The organism is Austwickia chelonae NBRC 105200 (assembly GCF_000298175.1).
In the GTDB taxonomy this organism is placed as follows: domain Bacteria; phylum Actinomycetota; class Actinomycetes; order Actinomycetales; family Dermatophilaceae; genus Austwickia; species Austwickia chelonae.
The window spans coordinates 72,773-95,704 of record NZ_BAGZ01000005.1; the positions used below are offsets into that span (position 1 = coordinate 72,773).

Annotated in this window: 24 protein-coding genes; 11 read left to right on the forward strand and 13 right to left on the reverse strand. The window is 62.6% G+C overall.

Going from position 1 to position 22,932, the window contains the following annotated elements; translation table 11 throughout:
• Positions 1-10: 10 nt before the first annotated feature.
• Complete coding sequence (locus AUCHE_RS03620) at positions 11-934, reverse strand: 5'-3' exonuclease (protein ID WP_006501918.1); 924 nt, start codon at positions 932-934, stop codon at positions 11-13.
• Between the two features lie 390 nt (positions 935-1,324).
• Here AUCHE_RS03620 and lnt point away from each other — a divergent pair, with 390 nt between their 5' ends.
• From lnt to AUCHE_RS03635, 3 genes are all read left to right on the forward strand, one after another.
• Positions 1,325-2,923 (forward strand): apolipoprotein N-acyltransferase, encoded by a 1,599-nt coding sequence (gene lnt, locus AUCHE_RS03625; RefSeq protein ID WP_006501919.1) that lies wholly within the window; start codon positions 1,325-1,327, stop codon positions 2,921-2,923.
• 27 nt (positions 2,924-2,950) lie between these two features.
• The gene (locus AUCHE_RS03630; protein ID WP_006501920.1) at positions 2,951-3,781 is read left to right on the forward strand and encodes a polyprenol monophosphomannose synthase; all 831 of its coding nucleotides are present in this window, start codon (positions 2,951-2,953) and stop codon (positions 3,779-3,781) included.
• A 71-nt stretch (positions 3,782-3,852) separates the two neighbouring features.
• Complete coding sequence (locus AUCHE_RS03635) at positions 3,853-4,290, forward strand: FxsA family protein (protein ID WP_245706824.1); 438 nt, start codon at positions 3,853-3,855, stop codon at positions 4,288-4,290.
• 87 nt (positions 4,291-4,377) lie between these two features.
• Here the strand turns inward: AUCHE_RS03635 and AUCHE_RS03640 are convergent, their stop codons facing one another.
• Positions 4,378-4,734: an RNA polymerase-binding protein RbpA gene (locus AUCHE_RS03640; protein WP_006501922.1), complete on the reverse strand. Its 357-nt coding sequence runs from the start codon at positions 4,732-4,734 to the stop codon at positions 4,378-4,380.
• 325 nt (positions 4,735-5,059) lie between these two features.
• Between AUCHE_RS03640 and AUCHE_RS03645 the strand changes: the two genes are divergently transcribed.
• The gene (locus tag AUCHE_RS03645) at positions 5,060-5,233 is read left to right on the forward strand and encodes a CsbD family protein (RefSeq protein WP_006501923.1); all 174 of its coding nucleotides are present in this window, start codon (positions 5,060-5,062) and stop codon (positions 5,231-5,233) included.
• 61 nt (positions 5,234-5,294) lie between these two features.
• Here AUCHE_RS03645 and AUCHE_RS03650 read toward each other — a convergent pair whose 3' ends face one another.
• Positions 5,295-6,461 carry a glycosyltransferase 87 family protein gene (locus AUCHE_RS03650; protein ID WP_245706825.1) on the reverse strand — a complete coding sequence of 389 codons (1,167 nt, stop codon included), beginning with the start codon at positions 6,459-6,461 and terminating at the stop codon, positions 5,295-5,297.
• A gap of 299 nt (positions 6,462-6,760) precedes the next feature.
• Between AUCHE_RS03650 and deoD the strand changes: the two genes are divergently transcribed.
• From deoD to AUCHE_RS03685, 7 genes are all read left to right on the forward strand, one after another.
• Positions 6,761-7,471 (forward strand): purine-nucleoside phosphorylase, encoded by a 711-nt coding sequence (deoD, locus tag AUCHE_RS03655; protein WP_006501925.1) that lies wholly within the window; start codon positions 6,761-6,763, stop codon positions 7,469-7,471.
• Positions 7,472-8,210: 739 nt separating this feature from the next.
• On the forward strand, positions 8,211-9,491 hold the full coding sequence (locus AUCHE_RS03660; protein ID WP_006501926.1) for an aminotransferase class III-fold pyridoxal phosphate-dependent enzyme: 1,281 nt from the start codon (positions 8,211-8,213) through the stop codon (positions 9,489-9,491).
• Between the two features lies 1 nt (position 9,492).
• Positions 9,493-10,386: a transketolase gene (locus tag AUCHE_RS03665; protein ID WP_006501927.1), complete on the forward strand. Its 894-nt coding sequence runs from the start codon at positions 9,493-9,495 to the stop codon at positions 10,384-10,386.
• Between the two features lies 1 nt (position 10,387).
• The gene (locus tag AUCHE_RS03670; protein WP_006501928.1) at positions 10,388-11,398 is read left to right on the forward strand and encodes a transketolase family protein; all 1,011 of its coding nucleotides are present in this window, start codon (positions 10,388-10,390) and stop codon (positions 11,396-11,398) included.
• Positions 11,398-12,231 (forward strand): hypothetical protein, encoded by an 834-nt coding sequence (locus AUCHE_RS03675; protein WP_006501929.1) that lies wholly within the window; start codon positions 11,398-11,400, stop codon positions 12,229-12,231. The genes AUCHE_RS03670 and AUCHE_RS03675 overlap by 1 nt, the downstream gene beginning before the upstream one ends.
• A gap of 61 nt (positions 12,232-12,292) precedes the next feature.
• Positions 12,293-13,414, forward strand: a complete 1,122-nt coding sequence (locus AUCHE_RS03680) for an ATP-binding protein (protein WP_040321531.1) — start codon at positions 12,293-12,295, stop codon at positions 13,412-13,414.
• 17 nt (positions 13,415-13,431) lie between these two features.
• The gene (locus AUCHE_RS03685) at positions 13,432-14,010 is read left to right on the forward strand and encodes an HhH-GPD-type base excision DNA repair protein (protein WP_006501931.1); all 579 of its coding nucleotides are present in this window, start codon (positions 13,432-13,434) and stop codon (positions 14,008-14,010) included.
• Here AUCHE_RS03685 and panC read toward each other — a convergent pair.
• From panC to sufC, 10 genes are all read right to left on the reverse strand, one after another.
• Complete coding sequence (gene panC / locus AUCHE_RS03690) at positions 13,999-14,859, reverse strand: pantoate--beta-alanine ligase (protein WP_006501932.1); 861 nt, start codon at positions 14,857-14,859, stop codon at positions 13,999-14,001. The two genes, AUCHE_RS03685 and panC, sit on opposite strands and share 12 nt — an antisense overlap.
• A gap of 1 nt (position 14,860) precedes the next feature.
• Positions 14,861-15,724 carry a 3-methyl-2-oxobutanoate hydroxymethyltransferase gene (gene panB, locus AUCHE_RS03695; protein WP_006501933.1) on the reverse strand — a complete coding sequence of 288 codons (864 nt, stop codon included), beginning with the start codon at positions 15,722-15,724 and terminating at the stop codon, positions 14,861-14,863.
• A complete protein-coding gene (gene panD / locus AUCHE_RS03700) occupies positions 15,724-16,137 on the reverse strand; it encodes an aspartate 1-decarboxylase (RefSeq protein ID WP_040321416.1) in 414 nt (137 codons plus the stop codon). Before panD ends, panB begins: the two co-directional genes overlap by 1 nt.
• 116 nt (positions 16,138-16,253) lie before the next feature.
• Positions 16,254-17,156 carry a Rossmann-like and DUF2520 domain-containing protein gene (locus AUCHE_RS15490; protein ID WP_006501935.1) on the reverse strand — a complete coding sequence of 301 codons (903 nt, stop codon included), beginning with the start codon at positions 17,154-17,156 and terminating at the stop codon, positions 16,254-16,256.
• Complete coding sequence (locus AUCHE_RS03715; protein ID WP_006501936.1) at positions 17,149-18,357, reverse strand: tyrosine-type recombinase/integrase; 1,209 nt, start codon at positions 18,355-18,357, stop codon at positions 17,149-17,151. Before AUCHE_RS03715 ends, AUCHE_RS15490 begins: the two co-directional genes overlap by 8 nt.
• Before the next feature lie 810 nt (positions 18,358-19,167).
• On the reverse strand, positions 19,168-19,746 hold the full coding sequence (locus AUCHE_RS03720) for a TIGR03086 family metal-binding protein (protein ID WP_006501937.1): 579 nt from the start codon (positions 19,744-19,746) through the stop codon (positions 19,168-19,170).
• A gap of 195 nt (positions 19,747-19,941) precedes the next feature.
• Positions 19,942-20,310 carry a metal-sulfur cluster assembly factor gene (locus AUCHE_RS03725; RefSeq protein ID WP_006501938.1) on the reverse strand — a complete coding sequence of 123 codons (369 nt, stop codon included), beginning with the start codon at positions 20,308-20,310 and terminating at the stop codon, positions 19,942-19,944.
• Complete coding sequence (gene sufU, locus AUCHE_RS03730) at positions 20,307-20,783, reverse strand: Fe-S cluster assembly sulfur transfer protein SufU (protein WP_006501939.1); 477 nt, start codon at positions 20,781-20,783, stop codon at positions 20,307-20,309. Before sufU ends, AUCHE_RS03725 begins: the two co-directional genes overlap by 4 nt.
• Positions 20,783-22,141, reverse strand: coding sequence for an aminotransferase class V-fold PLP-dependent enzyme (locus tag AUCHE_RS03735; RefSeq protein ID WP_006501940.1), 1,359 nt, complete (start codon positions 22,139-22,141; stop codon positions 20,783-20,785). The genes sufU and AUCHE_RS03735 overlap by 1 nt, the downstream gene beginning before the upstream one ends.
• Entirely contained in the window at positions 22,141-22,899 is a 759-nt protein-coding gene (gene sufC, locus AUCHE_RS03740) for a Fe-S cluster assembly ATPase SufC (RefSeq protein WP_040321534.1), read from the reverse strand. The genes AUCHE_RS03735 and sufC overlap by 1 nt, the downstream gene beginning before the upstream one ends.
• Positions 22,900-22,932 lie beyond the last annotated feature (33 nt).

Genomic DNA, 22,932 nt, shown 5'->3' on the forward strand with positions numbered 1-22,932 from the left:
TACGACGGGATCAAGGGATCTGCAGCGCTGACATCAGCCGGGAGAAATTCGACGTCAGCCGGTGGGAGAGAGCCAGTTCCGAGACCGTCCGGGGATCGGCGATCCGCCGGGGCAGCGCCCCATCCACCCCAGGCGGCAGCGGGCAGTCAGAAGCCACCCGCACCACGGTGGGAGCCGCGTCCAGGTAGGCGCGGGCATCCCGGAGACGCCGGGCCTGCGCTCCTTTCAACCGGATGTCTGCGGCATCGATCGCTGCCACGAGTCCCGCCAGGCTTCCGAAGGCCGCCAGCAGTTTCGCTCCCGTCTTCTCCCCGATGCCCGCAACTCCCGGGAGACCATCGGAGGGATCTCCCCGTAACACTGCGAGGTCCGCATAAGCCCTGCCTGAGGACACCCCGTAATGTTCCGCCAACCACGACTCGTCGACGACCTGGGAGTCCCGTACCCCTCCCCGAGCGGTGTACACGACCTTGACCCGGCGTGTGTCGTCCACGAGTTGGAAGAGATCGCGGTCGCCCGTGACGATCTCGATCGGCCGGTCCCGGCATGCCGCGACATAACTGCCGATCACGTCGTCGGCCTCATACCCGGGCACCCCTACCCGGGCGATGCCCACCGCGTCGAGTGCCGCAGCGATCACCGGCACCTGCTCGGCGAGTTCGACAGGGACATCCTCCCGCCCGGAACCATCCGGATGACACCGATGGGTCTTATATGACGAGATCGCTTCCACCCGGAATGCGGGCCGCCAATCGGCATCCCAGCACGCGATCACCCCACCGGGACGCCGACGCCCGATCAGGGACGCCATCATGTCCAAGAAACCCCGGACCGCATTGTTCCTGACCTGGTCGACGCGCTCGCGGCCTGCCGGGACCCCGTAGAAGGCCCGGTAGTACAGGCCTGCTGCATCCACCAGCATCAAAGAAGACATGTACCCAGCCTGTCAGTCCACACCTGCGAACAGGAAGCTGCACCCCGGTCGGAGTGTGAATTAAATCGCCCCAGTGAAAAATTCGCTGGAAGATCAGCTCATGAACAGGATCGTTCCCCCAACTCCGCAGGCAGGGGCGATATTGACAGCATCCGTGCAGGGACTATGTTGAAACGAGCCGTTCTACGTCGAACCCTGCGACGAACGGCCCGACCAAGCTCCATGCGCCTAGTAGAAAACACCCCTCCTATCGGGGAAGGACCCAACGGCGATGGGCGCATCGTTGCCTGGGAAGGACGGATATCCGTCCTTCCCAGGCAACGATGTCGGAGAACCGGCAGGGGCTGGCCGACCGACAGCATCCCAGCCGGGCCAGGTACCCTTCCCGACGTGCTGGCTCGCTCTCTCCTCGCCGTCATCGGCGGGTTACTCCTGTGGTGTGCCCAACCAAGCGTCGACCTCTGGTATCTGGCGCCTTTCGGGATCGCCCTCATCGCCCTGAGTACCCGGGGGACAGGCCCGGGGAAGGGCGCGTTCGTCGGATTTCTCGGGGGCATGGCCTTCATGATCCCGTTGCTCTCCTGGGCAGGGGTCTACGTGGGGCCGGGGCCGTGGATGGCACTGAGCCTGCTCGAGGGGCTCTACTTCCTTGTCCTGGGTGCCTGTGCCGGCGTCGTCGCCTGGCGTGACCGTAGTTACCCCTGGCTGGTCGGAGGCTCCTGGGTTCTCATGGAGCTGCTGCGGAGCACCACGCCGTTCGGGGGTTTCCCCTGGGCCAGGGTGGCCTTCGGTCAGGCAGATGCTCCCTTCGCGCGGGTGGCCAGTCTTGCTGGAGCGCCGGGGGTGACTTTCGTCGTCGCGGTCTGTGGTGGTTTCCTCGCTGTCGGTACGGCCCATCTCCTACGTCGCTGCCGTCAGCCGGTCATGGACAGGATCCCGGCCCGCCTGCGTCCGCCGTCCGCGGTCATGTCCGAGGAGGTGCCCGAAGTGCCTGGGCCCTTCTTCCGAGAGGTCGGTGTCCCGGGCGTTGCTGCATTGGCGCTGGCCTTGGCGCCCTTGGCTATTCCCTTGCCGGTCGACGGCCCCACCGCCCGGGTCATGGCGATCCAGGGGAATGTCCCGCAGGCCGGACTGGACTTCAACGCTCAACGGCGGGCAGTCCTGGACAATCACGCGACACTGACCGAACGAGCTGCGCTGAAGATCCGGGCCAAGGGCGAACGCACACCGGACGTGGTGCTCTGGCCGGAGAATTCTTCGGACATCGACCCGTTAAGGCACGAGGACGCCGCCACCAGGATCCGGAGCGCGGTCGACGCGATCGACGCGCCCGTCGTCGTGGGAGCGGTGCTCACCGAACCGGCGGACAAGCTGACCAATGCTGCTCTGGTGTATCTTCCCGGCCAGGAGCGTCCCAGTCAGCGCTACGACAAGAGACATCCGGTTCCTTTCGGGGAGTACATCCCCTATCGCAGCTTCTTCCGTGCCTTGTCCGACAAGGTCGACCTGGTCCGCCGTGACTTCGTGGGGGGTAACGAGGTCGGGGTCTTCCGGCTGCCGAGGCAAGGCGGCGATCCCGGTGTGGCCGTGGGGGCCAACATCTGCTTCGAGGTCGCCTACGACGGGCTCGTACGGGACGGTGTGCGCGACGGCGCCAACCTCATCATGGTGCCCACCAACAATGCGACCTTCGGATATACCGACGAATCGGTGCAGCAGCTGGCGATCTCCCGCCTGCGTGCCATCGAGCACGGACGCAGCGTGGCGCACATCAGCAATGTCGGCGTCAGCTCTCTGATCACCCCTGATGGAGTCACCCACGGTTGGACGGGTCTCTTCGAGGAGGCGGTACTGACGGAGGACCTTCCGCTGCGTCATCAGCGGACGATCGCTACTGAACTGGGCGATCTCCCGGCATATGGGACAAGTGTCCTGACAATCCTGGCTGTGATAGTGGCCCTGGCCCGTCGGCGCCGTAGGATGGCGTGACCAGTCCGTTCACGAGCCGAGGATCACATGTCCGTCTTCTCACGCTTCCGTCAGGCCGCCCCCCAGCTCCCCGAGCGGATGCGCCCACCCCTGGAGAAGGTGGTCGTGCTGATCCCGACCTACAACGAGCGGGAAAACCTCCCTGTCATTGCCAAGCGGGTCCGGGAAGCCGTGCCCGAGTGCGACATCCTGGTCCTGGAGGACAACTCGCCGGACGGGACCGGTGAGGTCGCCGACGCTTTGGCCGCCGAGGACGACAAGATCCAGGTCATGCACCGCAAGGGTAAGGAAGGCCTCGGCAAGGCTTATCTCGCAGGTTTCGAATGGGCGATGGAAAAAGGCTACGACGCGGTTGTGGAACTGGATGCCGACGGGTCTCACCGTCCTGAGCATCTGCCCTCCCTGCTGGCGGCAGCGGCCAATGCGGACGTGGTGATCGGTTCCCGCTGGGTACCCGGTGGTTCGGTGGTCAACTGGCCCGCACACCGTAAGGCTCTCTCCGTCTACGGCAACCTGTACATCGCGGTGCTGCTCGGGATGCCGGTGCGTGATGCCACCGCAGGCTTCCGGGTTTACCGGACCGATGCGTTGCGGATGATGGGTCTGGAGCATGTGGAGTCCCACGGGTACTGCTTCCAGACGGATCTGACCTGGAAGGCTGTCAAAGCCGGATTGGAGATCGTCGAGGTTCCGATCATGTTCGTCGAGCGGGAGATCGGCGACTCCAAGATGAGCGGCGACATCGTACGTGAGTCCTTGATCAATGTGACTTCATGGGGTTTGAAGTATCGCGCAGGCCAGGTGAAGTCGGCCTTCGGGCGGGCCCGTTCCGGACGGTGGAACTCTCTCGATCGATGACTGGCTTCCCTCCTCGTTCTCCGGCGAGGCCCGAGCCTCGTCGGAGACGTGTCCGGATCTTTCCGGTCTTGGTGATCTTGCTGATGGTCATGCCTTTGGCGGAGATCGCTGTGATTCTCGCGGTAGGGCGAACCATCGGCGGCTGGCCGACCTTCATTCTTCTGCTTGCCGAGTCCTTGTTCGGTGCGTGGTTGATGAAGCGAGAGGGGCGTAGTACCTGGCGTCAGCTCTCTGAGGCTTTACAGGTCGGGCGGATGCCAGGTAAAGAACTGACCGACAGCGCGCTGGTCTTGGTCGGTGGTGCACTTCTCCTGACTCCGGGTTTCATCACGGACGCCATCGGTTTTTTTGCGGTGGCTCCGCCGACCAGGCCGATCGCTCGACGAATTCTGCAGGGAGCGGTGGAACGGCGACTGTTCGCTGGGGGCCCGCCTGAGCGTCCCGGTCCGGGTCAGGGGACAGACAAGGGAGAGGACGGGCCGGACATCGTGTCGGGCAAAGTGCTCTGATCCTCTGCGATCCCTACAGGTGTAAGAGGGCCCGGGCTGGGCGAGAAATCATATTCTCGCCCAGCCCGGGCCCTCTTACACCTGTGTTCAGGCTGTCTGCTTGCCCGTGGGCTCGCCTCGGGATGCGCGTAGCAAGGTCAGACGCTCTTCGAGAAGCTCTTCGAGCTCGGCGATGGAGCGTCGTTCCAGGAGCATGTCCCAGTGGGTACGGGCCACCTTCGTGGGCTTTTCCTCGGGTGCGGGGCCGTCGACGAGCTTGGCCTCTTGGCCGCAGCGGCATTCCCATGTCGGGGGGATGTCGGCTTCGACGGAGAAGGGAAGCTCGCTGACGTGGTTGTTGGCGCAGACATACCGGGTGATCTGGCGTTCGGAGAGGACGACATTCTCGTCCGTCTCCATGCTCAACGCCGATAGGTTGGTCCCTCTAAGCGACCGTTCTGCCATTTCTTGTCCTCCGTCAGCTGCCTGACTCGCTCTGCGTGCTCAATCGGCCACAACGCCCTGGGCCGAAGCCTTGTTCCCCATGTGACTTGCTCCGGCGGTCGCGCACCCTTGTTCGGCGCCTCCGCGCCAGTGGGTGACCACGGAACTCTACCGGCGAAAGTGCTGTCAGGGCGAACGACCTGGCGCACAGGGTGTTTCCAGTCTATACACGCTGTTTTCCCAGCAAATTTTTCCCGTCCGGAGGTGGGGATTCGGTTTAGGGCAAGCAGGCGTGGGTACAAGTCCGTCGTCCGAATAGTCAAGAGGGAAGGACGTGTACCGGATCATGGGGATCGACGACAAGATGCGCAATGCGGCTGAAGGAATGCAGGGAAAGGCCAAGGAAATGACTGGCCGCGCCACCGGCGACAAGGATCTGGAGGCCGAAGGACGTGTTGACCAGACTGCATCTGACCTCAAGCAGGCCGGAGAGAAGGTCAAGGACGCGTTCAAGGGCTGAGTTGCCTGATTGAGCCGTCTTCCAGTTGCAGGGCCCAGTCTGACTATCTCTGATGTCTGTGTTATCTCGTTATCTCCGATGGTTCGCCGTCGGGTGACAGTTGCGTGATGTCAGGACATTGGACCGCCGAGATAGGTGGCGCAGACGGCGGGCCCTGCATCTGTTTTTCATAGAAAAATATGAATAGCATGCACAGTGCCCCTATGATGTAGAGCTGCCCACTCAGGAGCAGTGGAATAGCAGCTTCGAATTCTGCATTTTTCTCGTGTGGAGTCAGCCAGGTGATGCGTGATAGCTCCACGAAAATAACAAGGCCAGCCAGGCATCTCCTGAAACGGCCAGTGGTGACCGTTCTTCCTCGAAGAAGAAAAATGATCAGAGGAAGCGTCCAGACCCAATGGTGTATCCATGAAATGGGGGAGACGAGGACTCCGGTCGCGGCGCAGATGAGGAACTGGACCAGTCGCGAAGTGCTGGTCCACGTGAGTACAGCAGCCAGAGCGATTACCGCCAACGTGCTGATCAGCCATGCCCTGACATCGCCGCCTGGACCGAACGACCGCCAGATCATCCCGTTCAGCGACTGATTGCTGATGTATTCGACCCCCCCGACCCTCTTCGGATCGCGCATCTTATCGATAAAGAAATCAACAGTTCCGTCGGGGCAGACGAGCCACCCGATCATCACAGTGGTGGATAATGCCAATAAATTACCGGCCATTTCTCGCCACCGAGAAGGTTTCATGAGCGGGAGGAGGAAAATCAAGGGGGTGAGTTTGATCCCCCCCGCGATGCCGATGCCGATATATCTCCACCGCCGATCGCCGATCGCGCACTCGAAGATCATCCACAGAAGTATGAGGTTCACCTGCCCGAGGGTGAATGTCATGGTGATCGGCTCCAAAAGGAGAGATCCGATAAAAATGAGGAAAAGATGACGGATGTCGAGGTGAACATCTATGTCGACATGACAGAAGGTCAGGATTACTACTCTGGCCAGAGCTAGCCCGGACAAGAATGTGAGCAGGGGAGGAGCCATCGAGGGCGCCAGGGCAAATCCCTGGAAAAGGAAAGCGGCAAAGGGGGGATAGGTGAAAGGGAGGACATCGTTCGGGCTGAGGTAGATATCCCCCTCTTCAAGTAAAGTTCTGCCGCCACGCACATAGACCTCAAGATCAGGAGGGTAGACATCCCAGACGGCTGCGATCAGCGCATGAGTAATGGCCATGACCAACGGCGCAAGATAGAGGAGTCGATATCGCATCGTGGGGGAGGGGGAGCGTCTGCTCATGGGGTCTTGCCGTCATCCACGACGTCAGCCTATTCGGGCGCTCAACTGAGCTTGATGGCAGGTTCTTCCTTCGACGCCCCGCTTGAAAAATACGCTGCTCCACTCTGATTCGGCGGCGTAGCCCCAGGGGGGGAGGCTGGGGGCCTCGAACACCGCTCCCGTAGCGTGGGCGGCAGGGAGCTTCCGCTCTGCGGAGGACGCTCTCGAGGGTCTTCAATCCAGAGAAAAGGAACACGATGGCCACGCCGCACATCTCAGCCGAACCGGGGTCTTTCGCATCAGCTGTCCTGATGCCCGGCGACCCCCGTCGTGCTCGCCGCATAGCCGAACAGCTCATGCCTGACGCGGAGTTGATCACCGACGTTCGGGGCATGCTGGGGTTCACGGGCACGATCGACGGTAAGCCTCTCTCGGTGATGGGGTCGGGCATGGGAATGCCTTCGGCGACGATCTATGCGACCGAGCTGTTCATGCACTACGGGGTCGAACGGATCATCCGAGTTGGGACCGCCGGAGGTATCTCGCGTCGGGTCAGCGTGGGCGATGTCATCGTCGCCACGGGGGCCCACACTGATTCATCGATTAATCAACACCGGCTGCCGGGGTTGAATTTCTCTGCGACAGCAAGCTTTCCACTCGCCGCAGCTGCTATGGGCGCAGCCGCCGGTCGTGAGGGTGTGCATGTCGGGACGGTGCTGAGCAAAGACCATTTTTATCTGGTCACTCCTTTCGCCGATCTGGATCTGTACGACAGGTACGGGATCCTGGGGGCCGAGATGGAGGCTGCGGCGCTCTTCGGTGTGGCAGCCGAGTTCGGCAAGGATGCCTTGGCGGTCTTGACCGTGAGTGACCATCTGCTCGATGGGAGTTCTGACATGTCTGCTGAAGAGAGGGAGACGCGCTTCGGTGATGCGTTGGCGCTGGCGGTTGCCGCTGCGCATAGTTGAGCGATTCTGTTCCGTGCTCCCTTCGCAGGCTCGACCGTGCCGGGGAGATTCTTCATGGAGCCGGTCCTGCGCTGAGGGCGGTAACATCTTCCTTCCGCCCTCAGCGTCGATCGCTCATGAACGACGGTGTGCACCCGTCCGGCCTGGAGTTTTTTTGTCTCCGGGTGTTGTCCTGGAGGTTTTCCATCGCTCGTTACCGGCACCTGGCCGAAACTCTCAAGTGCGTTGACCTCGTAGCCGAGGTGAAGAACGGCTCTCGACGGACCGGGGCGTCGCAGATCATTCGGTGATGATGCGAATTGAGCTCACGAAGGTGGTCACGGCGAGATAGAGAGCTTGCCGATAATCTTCATTATGTCACTTTTCAAAAACCACCACTCCCCTCATCTCCAAAACCCACTTCACAGCTGCTCCCGGCAATGAAGGAAAGACGATCACCTGCTCGTCGGGCGGTGGGATCGACGGACGCGGCTCGATGATGTTGTGAGCGTCACTTCACTTGCTGGCTCTCGAGAAGCTGTGCACTGAGTTGCCGCACCTCCACCTCCTTCCGCACGAAATCGTGCGGACCTTCCTGTGCACGAAAACGTGCATGCCGCGATGGGCCATCGCCTTGCATCGGGCCGGAAATGGCCAAGATCACTCATGAAAACAACTGAGATACAACGGTTTTCGTAGGCAGAGGGATAACCTCCCGTGTATCGAGGCGCAACCCGAGGACACATCGAGGTGAGGTCCAGTGCAGACCTATGAACACCCACAGAGCCGCGCGCTCTTCGAACGAGCTTTGAAAGTGGTCCCCAGCGGGATCTACGGGCACCTCGGACCCAGCGAAGGTTGCTACATCCCGGTCTCCGCGTACCCCTTCTATGCAGCTCGAGCACATGGAGCCTACGTCTGGGATGTCGACGGCAACCGGTACATCGATTACATGTGCGCCTACGGACCCAACATCCTCGGCTATGGAGACCCGGATGTTGACGCGGCGGCGCGGGCTCAGATCGCCACCGGTAACTGCACGACCCTGCCCACCGCCACGATGGTCGAACTCGCCGAACTCCTCGTCGACACTGTCGACGGCGCCGACTGGGCTTTCTTCGCCAAGAACGGTGGCGACACCACTTCGCTGGCCATGATGATCGCCCGAGCCGCCACCGGACGCGACAAGGCGATCCTCTTCCGCGGGCACTACCACGGGGTGGCACCCTGGACGCAGCAGTACGGCTCCCCCGGCATCACCGATCACGATGTCGCCAACAACCTCTACTGCACCTGGGGCGATCTCGACGCGTTGCGCCGCACGATGGAAGCACACCGAGGCCAGATCGCCGTGCTGATGGCTACGCCCTACCACCACCCGGTCTTCGCGGACAACGAATTGCCGGAACCTTCCTGGTGGTCGACCGTGCGCGAACTGTGCACCGAACACGGCATCGTGCTGGCGGTCGACGACGTGCGAGCCGGCTTCCGGCTCGACATGCGTGGATCCTCCGCACACTACGGCCTACGAGCAGATCTGCAATGTTTCTGCAAAGCTCTGGCCAACGGCTGGAATGTCTCCGCGCTGGTCGGTGATGATGCTCTCAGAGCTGCCGCCGGCTCGGTGATGTACACCGGATCGTACTGGCTCAGCTCTGTCCCTTTCGCCGCGGCGATCGCTTGCCTGGAGAAACTCACGAGGATCGACGCACCAGGACGGATGAGGCAGACCGGCCGGATCCTCACCGACGGTTTACGAGCAGCAGCTGCCGAGCACGGTTTCGATCTGCGGATCAGCGGAGAGCCGGCCATGTGGTTCATGCGGATCGCCGACGACGACACCATGATGCTCCATCAGGAATGGATCGCCGAGTGCGTTCGGCGAGGTGTTTTCTTCACCAGCCACCACAACCTGTTCATGAACACGGCGATCACCGAGGAGGACATCGCGTACACCCTCGACGTCGCTCACGAATCCTTCGCTGTGGTGCGGGCGCGACATCCGGAACGTCAAGAGATCCAGACTGTCGGGAAGGGCTGACATGAGGCTGACCAGCGATGAACGGCTCGCTTTGGAGGAAAAGGCAGCTCAGCTACGACGACAAACCGTGAACACGACTTACTGGGCGGGGAGCGCCCACATCGGCGGAGGCCTGTCAGTGAACGATCTGATGACCTACCTCTATTACCACGGCATGAAGATCGACCCTAGCGATCCGCGAGCGCCCGGGCGGGATCGTTTCTTGTTGTCGAAGGGGCATTGTGGGGTGGCCTATGTGGGGGTGTTGGCTGACCTGGGGTGGCTTCCGGCCGAGGAGTTGAGGGAGTTCAATCTGACGGGGAGTCGGCTGGGGATGCATCTGGATGCGAAGAAGGTGCCGGGGGTGGAGGCGTCGACGGGTTCGTTGGGGCACGGGATGTCGATCGCGGTGGGTTTCGGGTTGGCTGCGCGTCAGCTGGGGCAGGGGTGGCGGACGTATGTGGTGGTGGGTGACGGTGAGTTGAACGAGGGGTCGAACTGGGAGGCGGCGATGTCGATGGCGCATTTCCGGTTGGACAATGTCGTGGTTGTGGTTGATCGGAATCGGTGCATGATCGATGGTCCGACGGAGTCGGTGATGGCGTTGGAGCCGGTGGAGGATAAGTTCGCGTCTTTTGGGTTTGAGGTGCGGCGGATCGACGGTCATGACTATGACGCGATTCATGAGGCTTTCGAGGTGGCGAAGTCGACCAGGGGGCGTCCTTTCTGTGTTGTGGCGGACACGGTGAAGGCGTGTGGGGTCGATTTCATGGCAGGTGATTATCGGTGGCATTACGGGGCGATCAATGACGAGGTGCGGGATCGGTGTCTGGAGTCCTTGGATCGGTATGACGCCTTGCGGCGGAAGCTGGTGGGTGTGGGGTCGGTGGATGTGTTGACCGGGCGGGAGTGTTGAGATGGCGGGTGGTTTGACGTACACGGTTGATCAGACGACGAAGCTGTCGACGGCGGAGATCTATGCGACGGTGTTGGCGGATCTGGCGGAGGATCATCCTGAGATCGTCACGTTGACACCGGATCTGGCGAAGTCGACGAAGGTGGGGGTGTTTGCGGAGCGTTTTCCGGATCGGTTCTACAACTTCGGTATCGCTGAGGCGAACATGATCGGTGCGGCGGCGGGGATGGCTGCGTGTGGGTTGGTTCCTTTTACGTCGAGTTTTGCGATTTTCAATTCGATGCGGGCGTTGGATCAGGTGCATACGGATGTCTGTTATCCGAACCTGGGTGTGAAGATGATCGGTTCGCATGCGGGGTTGAGTTTCGGTCAGGCTGGGTCGACGCACCATTGCACGGAAGATCTGGCGATCATGCGGTCGATGGCGAATCTGACGGTGTTGTGTCCTGCGGACGGGGTGGAGACGGCGAATGCGGTGATCGCGGCCTACGAACGTCCGGGGCCGGTGTATGTGCGGATCAATCGTGGTTTTGACCAGGTTGTTTATGAGCGGATGGATTACGGTTTCGAGGTCGGGCGTGCGGTGTGTCTGCACGAGGGGACTGATCTGACGGTGATTGCTTGTGGGGCGGGGGTTTTCCAGGCGGTGCAGGCGGCGCGGGAGCTTGCCGATATCGATGGTGTGTCTGTGCGGGTGTTGGATATGCACACGATCAAGCCTTTGGATGTGGAGGCGGTTCGTGCGGCGGTGCAGGAGACCCGGCGGATCGTCACGGTGGAGGACCATACGGTGGTCGGCGGGTTGGGTGGGGCGGTGGCTGAGGTTGTCGCGGAGGGCGGTCGGGCGTGTGTCTTCCGTCGGTTGGGTCTGCAGGACTGCTTCTCCCCCATCGGTTTGCATGAGGATCTGATGTCTCATCATGGTTTCGACATGGCGGGGATCGTCGCTGCTGTGCGAGAGGTGATGGAGTTGGATTTCGAGGACGCCGACGACTGGGACGACGAGTTCTGATGGGCGGCGTGGAGGAGGTGGCGGTCGTTGCGCAGGAGGGGGAGGTTTCCGAGGAGGTTTTGACCTCGGTGGTCTTTCTGCGGGGTGTGCTTCCGTTGGTGAAGGTGTTGGTGGCGGAGCGGGCGGAATGCGGGCGGGGGTTTCGTGGTCGGGAGGGCGTCGTCCAGGTGGCGGTGGATGGTCCTGACGGGGTGCGGGCGGTGCACTATGTCGTGGCTGATGGGGATCTGGAGGTGCGCCTGGGGGTGTGTGAGTCACCCGATGTGGAGTTGTTCTTCGGGTCGTTGGCTCATTTCAATGCGTTCTTCAAGGGGCGGACGAAGCGGTTGCCGCGGATCCGGGGCATATGGCGTCCTGGTGGTTTTATGCTGTTTATCGCTTTTATGCGGGTCTTGATGGCTTTGTCGAGTCTGTTGGGGGCGGATCGGCCGCCGCGGGACGAGGCGACGAAGTCGTTGGTCGTCCGGTTGTATTTTGGTCTGTTGTCGTCGGGGATCAGCGGGTTGAACCGGGCTGGTCATCCTGAGATCGCGAGGTGGGCGGCGCGGAGCCCGGATCGGGTGTATGCCTGGTCGGTGGATGGCCATCCGGAGGTTGCTGCACATCTGCGGGTCAGGGCCGGCCGCACGAAGGCAGCGCGGGGGGCTTACCTGCGGAGCAAGCCCTTCTTCACTCTGCGTTTTGATTCGTTGGACTCGGCATTGGGGATCTTGCTGGATATCGATGACATGCTGGAGTCGACCGCGTCGGGGAAGTTGGTCATGGAGGGCGCGCCGGAGTTCGGTGCGCAGATCGGTGGGTTCATGATGGCTGTCGGGGAGTACGCGAAGTAGGTTTTCGGGCGCGCCCGTTGAGAAGCTTTTATATCCAGGCCGTTCTCTTTATATTTTGGGTATGGCTCGGAACCCCTTCGCGCCGACCTTCGGCGCCAGTCCGCATATCCTCATCGGGCGGGATCAGATTCTCGACGAGATCCGGGACACTTTCGAGGATGGCCCTCAGTCTCCCACCCGCACAGTTCTTTTCGTAGGAGCTCGGGGCACAGGTAAGACTGTGATGCTCAATGCGTACGAAGATCTCGCCGCGTCCTTGGGGTGGCTGGTGGTCAGGGAGACGGCGTCGAAGGGACTGCTGGAACGGTTGACCCGTGACCACCTTCCTCGCTTGTTGACCGAACACAGCGAACGTCCACGGGGAAGGTTGACCCAGCTGTCGGTCTCTACCCCGTTCGGCGGTGGCGGGGGCACCGTGGCCGACCGTTTCCCGGCGGAATCCACCTTGCGGTCGCAGGTGATGGAGCTGACCGACATCCTGCGCCCACGAGAGACCGGGCTGATGGTCACGGTCGACGAAGTGCAGAGCGCCGACCGGGAAGAGCTGCGCAAACTCGGAGAGCTGGTGCAGGTGGCACGCCGGGAACAACGGGACTTGGCCTTCGCGGCCGCCGGCCTGCGATGGGCGGTCGAGGACCTACTGAACGATGACGTGGTGACCTTCCTACGTCGTGCCGAGAGATATTCATTGGGTGAGGTTCCGATCCCGGAGGTCGCAGAGGCCTTCGTACAGACCTTCGGGGATGCCGGACGACATATCGATGAGAAGGACGCATCCCGTGCAGCCCGAGCGACCTACGGATATCCGTTCCTGGTCCAGCTGGTCGGACACCGGATCTGGTTGCGGAACCCGCAAGCCGAACAGGTCACTCATGCCGATGTCGTGGACGGCATCGAACAGGCGACCCAACGGCTGGGCACCTTGGTCCATGAACCCGCAGTGGCGAAACTGTCCGATATCGACAAGGCCTACCTTCGAGCGATGGCCAAGGACGGGGAAGGACCGTCGCGGACAGGGGATATCGCCGCACGGATGCAGGTATCCGCACAATATGCCGGGGTGTACCGGGACCGGTTGATCACCAACGGGACGATCGAACCTGCAGGATACGGACTGGTGCGATTCTCGGTGCCCTACCTGGGCTCATATCTTCGTCGGCGGGATAGGAACCGCTCACATTAGGCCGCTAACCTGGGGTTATGCACCTTGCAACCACCGATGCAGCGAACCTGTTGCTCGACCGTGACCCGCTGGCCCTGCTGATCGGGATGTTGCTCGACCAGCAGATCCCCATGGAAAAGGCCTTCACCTCTCCGGCGGTACTGGCCGAACGGATGGGCACCGACCGTCTGAACGCGAAGATGATCGCCGGCGCCCCCACCGAGACCATCGAGGAATGGTTCCGCACTCCCCCGGCCCTGCACCGGTATCCGGGGTCGATGGCACAACGGACACAGAAACTGTGCGCAGAACTGGTGAGCTCCTACGACGGAGATGCCGAGAGGATCTGGTCCGAGGCCACCGACGGTGCAGACCTGCTGCGACGTCTGAAGGATCTACCCGGGTTCGGTGAGCAGAAAGCCAAGATCTTCGTGGCCTTGTTGGGCAAACAACGTGGCATCTGCCCCGAGGGGTGGGTCGAAGCTGCCGGTGATTACGGCACCGAAGGTTTCCGATCGGTCGCCGATGTCGTCGACGCACCGAGCCTGGCACAGGTCAGAGCGTACAAACAACAGATGAAAGCGGCGGCGAAAACCGCGAAATCATCAGCTCGGTGAATACGGGGTCAGAACAATGTTGTCGAGGAGTGTCGGAGCGCCTATCCGCACTGCGGTGGACACCAGAGCACCGTGTCCCGGATCGACCATGACGCCATCGGCGATCTCGACAAGGGTCTCCCGGTCGGCGACAGAGAAGTAGGACAGCTCTGCCAGAGGCTCGGCGAGTACGACGGATCTGCCCAGTTCCCGCAGTCTCTCAGCGCTGCGCTCCCCCGCACGCCAGGCCTCGTCGACTCTGCTCAGCGCCCGGGACAGACAGCGAGCGGCATGACGTTCGCCCCCGGTCAAGTAGGCATTGCGGCTACTGAGGGCCAGTCCGTCGTCCTCCCGGACGGTCGGCGCCACCACCACCTCGGTAGCGAACCCCAGGTCGTCGACCATACGCCGCAACACTGCCGCCTGTTGGGCGTCCTTCTGCCCCACGTAGAGCCGATCCGGTGTAGTCACCGCGAGCAAGATCGCCACGACGGTGGCCACTCCCCGGAAATGCCCGGGACGACGGACTCCCTCCAAGGGAACCGAGAGCTCTCCGACCTCGACCGCGGTGACCGACCCTCGCGGATAGATGTCCTGGACCTGCGGTGTCCAGACCACGTCGGCACCGGCCTGAGCGAGGAGATCGAGATCTCGGGCGAGATCCCGAGGGTAGGCGTCGAGGTCCTCCTCAGGGCCGAACTGGGTGGGATTGACGAAGATCGATACCGCCACGGAACCGCATTCGGCCTTGGCTCGCCGGACCAACGAGAGATGCCCTTCGTGCAGGTAGCCCATGGTGGGGACGAAACCCAGAGCAGTGTATGCCGCCCGAGCTGATCGCATCTGGTCGCGGGTCGTCACGATCTGCATGTCAGCGTTCTCCCGACGGAAGGCCCGTGGTGTGGTCGACCGCGACCAATACTGCGGACAAGATGTCCTCATCGAGAGAGGAACTGTTCTCCCCGGTAGGGAAACTCCGCTCGAGGACACTCCGATGGTAGTCCTCGAGCGCGCGGGCCGCGGTCTCGGCGAGATCAGCGAACCGGCGGGTGTGCCGAGGAACGAAGTCGTCGTAGAGGCCGAGGATGTCGTGCCAGACCTGGACCTCGCCGTCGCAGTGAGGACCGGCGCCGATGCCGATGGTGGGGATGGCCAGACGTTCGGTGATGGCCCGAGCCAGCCCGGAGGGGATGAGCTCGAGGACGACAGCCCAGGCCCCGGATTCCTCGACGGCCAGGGCGTCCCGGTAGATCTGGGTGGCTCGGGCCAGGTTCTTGCCCTGGACACACAGACCGATGTGGTGCACCGCCTGCGGGGTGAAACCGATATGCCCCATGACCGGGATGCCGACGTCGACCAGGCAACGGATCGTGTCGGCCGAGGTCACCCCGCCTTCGAGTTTGACCGATCCGGCGCCGCCCTCGGCGAGAAGCCGCCCGCTGTGCCGAATCGCATCCTGAGGTGTGCTGTAGCTGAGGAAGGGCAGGTCGGCGACGATCAGCGCCCGGTTCGCGCCGCGGGCGACCGAGCGGGTGTGGTACAGGATCTCCTCGACCGTCACCGGAAGAGTGCTGTCATGGCCTTGGACGACCATGCCGAGCGAATCTCCGACGAGGATCAGTGGAATCTCGGTGCGGTCGATGATCCGGGCCGACGTGTAGTCATAGCCGGTGACCATTGTGAGTCGTTGTCCGTCGAGATAGCGGGCGTGCAGGTCGGCGACGGAAAGGCGCATCAGATCATCCGTTCGGGAGCGTGCAGGAGGGTGGCCCCGACGAGGGCGGCTGGGTCGTCACGCCGGGTGATCACCCGGTCGACGGTGTTGCTGGCGGGGTCGACGAGAACAACGCGAGGATGCCAGTCCGTCGGAACGGGTGTCTCCACCTGTTGATAGGACATGATGATGACCAGGTCCCCGGGCGCTACCAGCCGGGCAGCGGCACCGTTGAGCTGAATCTCTCCTGACCGACGGGCACCGGGGATGGTGTAGGTCTCCAGTCGAGCACCATTGTCGATGTCGACCACCTGGACCTGCTCGTAGGGCAGGATCCCGGCAGCGTCGAGCAGATCCTCGTCGACCGTGATGGAGCCGACGTAGTGCAGATCTGCAGCGGTGATACGGGCGCGATGGATCTTGCCGCTCACCATGGTCCTGTAGGGCAAAGCCGTCTCCGTGTCAGTTCAGTGGGATACAGCGAACCGCAACGTTTTTCCAGCTCGCCGCCGAGGCCCGATCCTAAGCGACACAGGACATCTTTCGGGGCTCAGTGATGAGGCCTCTCGGGGAGGAGCATCTGCCGGAGTTCTCGGTGGGCGTCCTGCTCGGGAGAACGGACAAGGTCCAGGACCGTCAGGCTGAGCAGCCGGTAGAGCAGTTCGGTCTGAGGACGATCTGTAAGAGCATCCAGATGGCGGCGAAGGGTTCCGATGTCGCCGCGGACGGCAGGACCGGTGATTCCCGCAGGTAAACCGGCCTGTTCGACCGCGGCGTACGCACTTCTGGCCAACGGCAGCAAGGCTTCGACCGCTTCGTCGCGGGTGAAACCGTTGTCGACGAGAAGGTCGCAGGCCCGGGCAAGAAGGGCCATGGGGAGATTGGACGCGAGAACCGCTGCCGCGTGATAGCCGGCCCGGTCACCACCTGTCATGATCCGAGGAGATCCACCGAGGCAGCGGGTGAGTTCGACCAGATCGGTGGCCAACGAGCCCTCTCCCCCGGCCACCGTCCAGGTACACGGTTGGATGCTTCCTCCACGGGGAAAACACCACAGTGGATGCCACGCTGCCGTGCGGGATCCCCGGTCGGCGAAGGGCCGTAGAACGGCAAGCTCCACTGCACCGGAGCAGTGCACGACCGAATCGGGAGGTTCTCCGGGAAGAGCTGCCAGTTCGGCAGCCACATCGGCGATGGCGTCGTCGGCGATCAGGAGCAGGAGCAGATCGCTCTGCTCGGGCAGTTCCTCCGGAGTGGAGATCCGGGCTCCGGTCTGCCGGGCCAGAGCCTGCACCTGCGCGAGATCGCGCCCGCTGAGCACGAGCTGCAGTTCCCGGTCGTTTCCGCCGAGCGCCTGGGCGAGGGCATGGGCGAGCCGTCCGGTGCCGTAGATCCCGATCCGCCGAGGTACGCCTCGTATGAAAGACGTCGAGGTGTTCGTACCGTCAGCCACGTGGCCGCAAGTCATCGGTCCCGGTGGCGGCGGAGAGACCGCCCGTCGGTCGACGTAGGGATGCCGACCGACGGGCGGCCAGATCGACCGGCATCGGGGCCCGTGCCTCGTGGGCGGCGTCCAAGGTCTGGGCGATCTCGTCCAGCTGGTCGGGGAGGACGTGGGCGTAGGTGTCACCGGTGATGGACACCGAGGCATGCCCGGCCATCCGGGAGGCGGTGACCAGGGGCACACCTTCGGAAAGCCACAAGGAGACCCCGGAATGTCGCAGGTCATGTACCCGGACGGTGTCCTTCCCCTCCTGCGTGGCGATGCCGGCCGAGATGATGCCGCGGTCGAAGGAACGACGGAAATTGGTGGCCCGCCAGGGACGCCCTCGTGGTGAGGTCAGTAACGGCATGTCGGGAGAACGCCCGTCGACCAATGGCGCGATGACCTCGAGGACGAAGCCCGGCAGCGGAAGGGTCCGTCGTCCTCGAGCGGACTTCGGCTCGCCTTCGACGAGTTGCCCGGAGATCTCGACGATATTCCGGCGGATGTGCAGCCGCTGCCGGAGCAGATCGACGTCGCCGACCCGCAGACCGGCGACTTCTCCGGAACGCAGCGCGCAGAAACCGAGAAGATAGATTGCCGGACGGTGACTCGGAATGGCGTCGGCCAAGGCCAACAATTGAGCGCGACTCAGACAGTGCATTTCCTGCCTGGGAAGAGGAGGGAGGAAACCTCTTCGGTTGGTCGTGGCGGGGCGCGCCGGATTCTGTGGGATACGCCCGTCCTCTACGGCAGAGTCGAGCAGAGCAGACAGTACGTGGTGTGCCTGCCTGGCCCTGGACGCCGATACCGGTCCGCGTGGGCCTTCGGCATTGTTCACCCACCGTCGGACTCCAGCGGTGGTGACCTTGGACAAGGGGGTCTCCCCCCAGGTCGGGGCGACGACGGTTCGCCAGAGCGAGTCGTACGAGGCTCGGGTCGACGGTTTGAGCCGTTGTGCGGCGAACCAGTCCGGCCAGAGTTCACCGACGGTGACGGTGGCCCGCCGCGGGTCGGTCCAGTCTCCGCGATGAACTTTGAGTTCTTCTTCGGCGACCCAGCGTCGCGCGTCGGTCTGTCGGTCGAAGTCCTTGGCATGTTCGCGGCCCGAAGCATCCCGGTATCGTCCCCGCCACCGTCCGGTGTCTTTCCTCTTCTTGACTGATCCCATCGATCCCTCACGTCGATCGTGCCGAGAGGGCTCATGTCGCCTGGCAGTCGACTGCCCTTCTCCTGCACCAGGGGTCAACCCTATACAGATGACGGCCCGGGGTGGGCGCACTTTGGAGGTCGCACCGGGCCCGATTCCCTGGAGCAACTCGTCACTCTGTGCAGAGAGTGTTCTGGGGGCGTTCCGGCGCGGACTGAAGGCGGACTGAGCTGTTTACTGTGCGGCATCGTTGCAGCTCAAGCGCGTATCAGCGGCCGGATACGGTATCCGTCGGTCATCTGCGCTATCCGTGCAGGTCAACGCCCTTGACCTGAAGGCATGTGCTGGGAGCGCCCCTCCGTCCGCTCAAGGCGCGTTCCGCGCACGGCGGAGGGAGGCCTGTCGCGGAGAATCGCTCCTGACGAATTTCTGAGGCCCCTGGAGGGAAGAATCGGTCATGACAGGTAGCGGCTGGCGGCTACGGGCGTCACCCCGGCATCCCCCTCCCCCGTCACTGACAAGTGAGGCAACAGGGGCGAAGGTGTTTTGGCTTGAGGTGAAATCCTGGTTTCATTGCTTGTTTTTGTTGTTGTGAGTAATGGTGTGACTTTTAAAAAAATGACATAACCATCGTTATCGGAAAATGGTTATGCCTGGACAAATGAACCCGAGGAATCGGAAAACAACTCTTTTCGCTCTCGCGCTCGACGCGCATCAACAGCACACCGGATTCACCGAACGATCACGCAATGCACGTCCCCATCCACAATGCCGATCCACGGCAGCCCCACTCCCCCGCATCGTCCCTGATGAATTTTTCAGCGAAATCCCTCACCCTCGCCGGAAAGGCGTACGACCTGTCATCGCCAGGAGCACTCCCAACCGGTTCTCCCCCGCATAGGTCGATGGTGGCCCGAACACCCCAGGAATTCCTTGAGCTGAGACACGTGGCTTCTCATAGGCGATGGCATCCTCGATCGCATTCTCCACCGGCGCATAAGAGACACCGGCACCTGCAGCGATATCCCAGGCATGGACCACCAGATCGAGCAACATCTGGTGGGCGTACTCGACCACATCGATCAGACCCTGCCCGGTATGCACCCGCGCATCATGGTCTACCTGCGCCCAGGCCATCAAGGACATCGTCATCGCCCGGCGCCAGGAAGCCACCGGATCCGCGCCCAGCATGTCACCGGCATAACGATCCCCGACCTGGTCCAAGGTTTCTCCCCTCAATAGATGAGGCGCCCACAAATGCTCAGCCACCACATGGTTGGCGACATCGCCGACCCGCCAACCGTGACAGGGAGACGGGTCGTACCACGACGGACCAGGCACCTGGCTCAAGACTTCGCTCATCGCCCGTGCTGCTTCGGGGAGCAAAGCTATCGTGGTAGAAGAACTCATCAAGTCATCGCTCCTGAAGGTCGGCACGATCGATCAAGGTGATGTGCTCCTCCACCGACGCTAGCTGACCTTACGCTTCCTGGTCATCCAGCCGACGCCGAGGGGCATGCCATCCGATCGAGACACAGATTTTCCCTGACGCGTCCGACCCTCACGAGAGGGCCGGACGCGTCAGGCCGATGAGTATCGAAGAACTCAGACGTTGAAGCCGAGGGCGCGCAGCTGCTCGCGCCCGTCCGGCGTGATCTTGTCCGGTCCCCACGGAGGCATCCACACCCAGTTGATGCGATGGCTCTCGACCAAACCTTCCAGAGCTTGTGCGGTCTGGTCCTCGATGACATCGGTCAGCGGACACGCCGCAGAGGTCAAGGTCATATCGATCACCGCATGTGTTCCACCGTCAAGATGCACACCGTAGATCAGCCCCAGGTCGACCACATTGATACCCAACTCGGGGTCGACGACATCACGCAGGGCTTCCTCGATGTCGGCGACATTCGTCGGCATCGAGGGTGTGCCGCCGTCCTGGAGATCCTGCGACGGGTTCTGAGCGGGCTCGGTCATCGGTCTTCCTCCGGGGTGAAGGTCGTCAGGTCGGCTCCAGCGCGGGCGAGAGCATCGGTCAGTGCGCTCCAGCCGAGCAAGGCGCATTTCACACGGGCAGGGTACTGGGCCACCCCGGCCAGCGCGACACCGTCACCGATGATCTCCTCGTTGCCATTGTCCTGGCCCCGTGAGGTGAGCATGGTGCGCATGGCGGAATAGGTCTCCATCGTCTCGGCCAAGGTATGACCGATGCACTCCTGGGCGAGGATCGAGACCGAGGCCGTCGAGATCGAACAACCCAGCGCGTCATAACTGATGTCCTGCACGACGGCCTCGGCTCCCTTGGCCGCATCATCCAGGTAGACGCGCAGAGTGATCTCGTCGCCACAGGTCGTATTGACGTGATGCACCTCGGCACCGAACGGTTCACGAAGACCGGCGTGCTGCGGATGCTTACTGTGATCGAGGATCAATTCCTGATAGAGATCCATCACGTCTCCAATCGGAAGATGGCCGGAATCCGGTCGAGAGCAGTGACCAAGGCAGCCACCTCGTCCGGAGTGTTGTACGGCGCGAAAGAGGCACGGGTCGAAGCCACGACCCGCAGCGCCCGATGCAGAGGCGCAGCACAATGATGGCCGACTCGGACGGCGATGCCCGCATCGTCCAGGATCTGGCCGACATCGTGAGGGTGGACCCCGTCCACTACCCAGGACACCGCGCCGGAACGGTCCGCACTCTCCCCCGGCCCGAGAACCCGCGCCCACGGACGTTCCACCAACTCAGCCAGAAGCTGACCGGCCAACGCATGAGTGTGCGCCGCGACACGGGACATCCCCAGGTCGTCAAGGTAATCGCAGGCAGCTGCGAACGCGGCCACCTGCGCGGCCGCAGGGACACCTGGCTCGAATTTCTCCGGAGGCGGCAGGTAGGTCGAACCCTCCATGCGGACCACTTCGATCATGGAACCGCCGGTCAGATACGGAGGGAGAGCGCAGAGCAGATCGTACCTACCCCACAACACTCCCAGACCCATCGGTCCGAGCATCTTGTGGGCGGAGAAAGCGGCGAAGTCGACATCGAGTGCGGTCACGTCGAGAGGCAGGTGAGGCGCGGACTGGCAGGCGTCCAGGACGGTCAGTGCGCCGACCTCGCGTGCACGAGCGGTCAGGGTGGCGACGGGATTCAACGTGCCGAGTACGTTGCTGACATGGGTGAATGCGAGAATTTTGGTGCGTGGGTTGACGTTTCGGTCAAGAGCGTCCAGGTCTAGTCGACCGTCTGCTCCGAGTGGGATCCAACGCAGAGTGGCCCCGGTGCGTTTCGCGAGTTCCTGCCAGGGGACCAGGTTGGCGTGGTGCTCCATCTCCGTGGTGCAGATTTCGTCACCGGGTCCGAGTGTGAGGCGCTGCGCGATGTCGGAGGGCAAGTTGTCGAGAGCTCCGGAGGCCTGGGCATTGCTCAGTGTGTAGGCCAGGAGGTTCAACGATTCGGTGGCGCTCTTGGTGAAGATGATCTCTCGAGCAGGAGCGCCGATGAACCGCCCGATGCGAGCGCGGGATGTCTCGTACACCGTGGTGCCCTCTTCGGAGAGTTGGTGGGCGCCACGGTGTACGGCGGAGTTGAGGGTTTCGTAGAAGTTCCGTTCGGTGTCCAGAACGGAACGTGGCTTCTGTGATGTTGCTCCGGAGTCCAGGTAGATCAGCGGCTGGTCGTTGCGCAGGGTGCGGGTCAGGATGGGGAAGTCGTGGCGGATCCGGGTCAGCTCGTCGGCCGTGAACGGCGTGGCTGGGGGGGTGCCGCCGTCCTGAGGGTTCCCTGTCGCCGCGGTGGTGCCGCTGATCGCCATCAGGAGTTCGCCGCCATGTACCGGTCGTAGCCGTTCTCCTCGAGCTGGTCGGCGAGTTCGGGGCCGCCTTCTTCGACGATGCGGCCGCCGGCGAAGACGTGGACGTAATCGGGTTTGATGTACCGCAGGATGCGGGTGTAGTGGGTGATGAGGAGAACGCCGAGGTCGTTGGCTGTTTTGGCGCGGTTGACGCCTTCGGAGACGATGCGGAGGGCGTCGACGTCGAGTCCGGAGTCTGTTTCGTCGAGGACGGCCATCTTGGGTTTGAGGAGTTCCAGTTGGAGGATCTCGTGGCGTTTCTTCTCTCCGCCGGAGAATCCTGCGTTGACGTCGCGTTCGGCGAAGGCCGGGTCCATCTTGAGGTCGGCCATGGCTGATTTCACGTCTTTGACCCAGGTGCGCAGTTTCGGTGCTTCGCCGTCGATTGCGGTCTTGGCGGTGCGGAGGAAGTTCGATACTGAGACTCCGGGGACCTCCACGGGGTATTGCATGGCGAGGAAGAGTCCTGCGCGGGCGCGTTCGTCGACGCTCATGGCGAGGATGTCTTCGCCGTCGAGGGTGGCGGTTCCTGAGGTGACGGTGTATTTGGGGTGGCCGGCGATGCTGTAGGCCAGGGTTGATTTCCCTGATCCGTTGGGGCCCATGATGGCGTGGGTCTCTCCGGATCGGATGGTCAGGTTGACGCCACGGAGGATCTCCTTGGCGCCGGTGTCGGTCTCCACGCTGACGTGCAGGTCGCGGATTTCGAGGGTGGACACGTCCATTACTCCTTGTGGTCAGGCTGCGGGGTG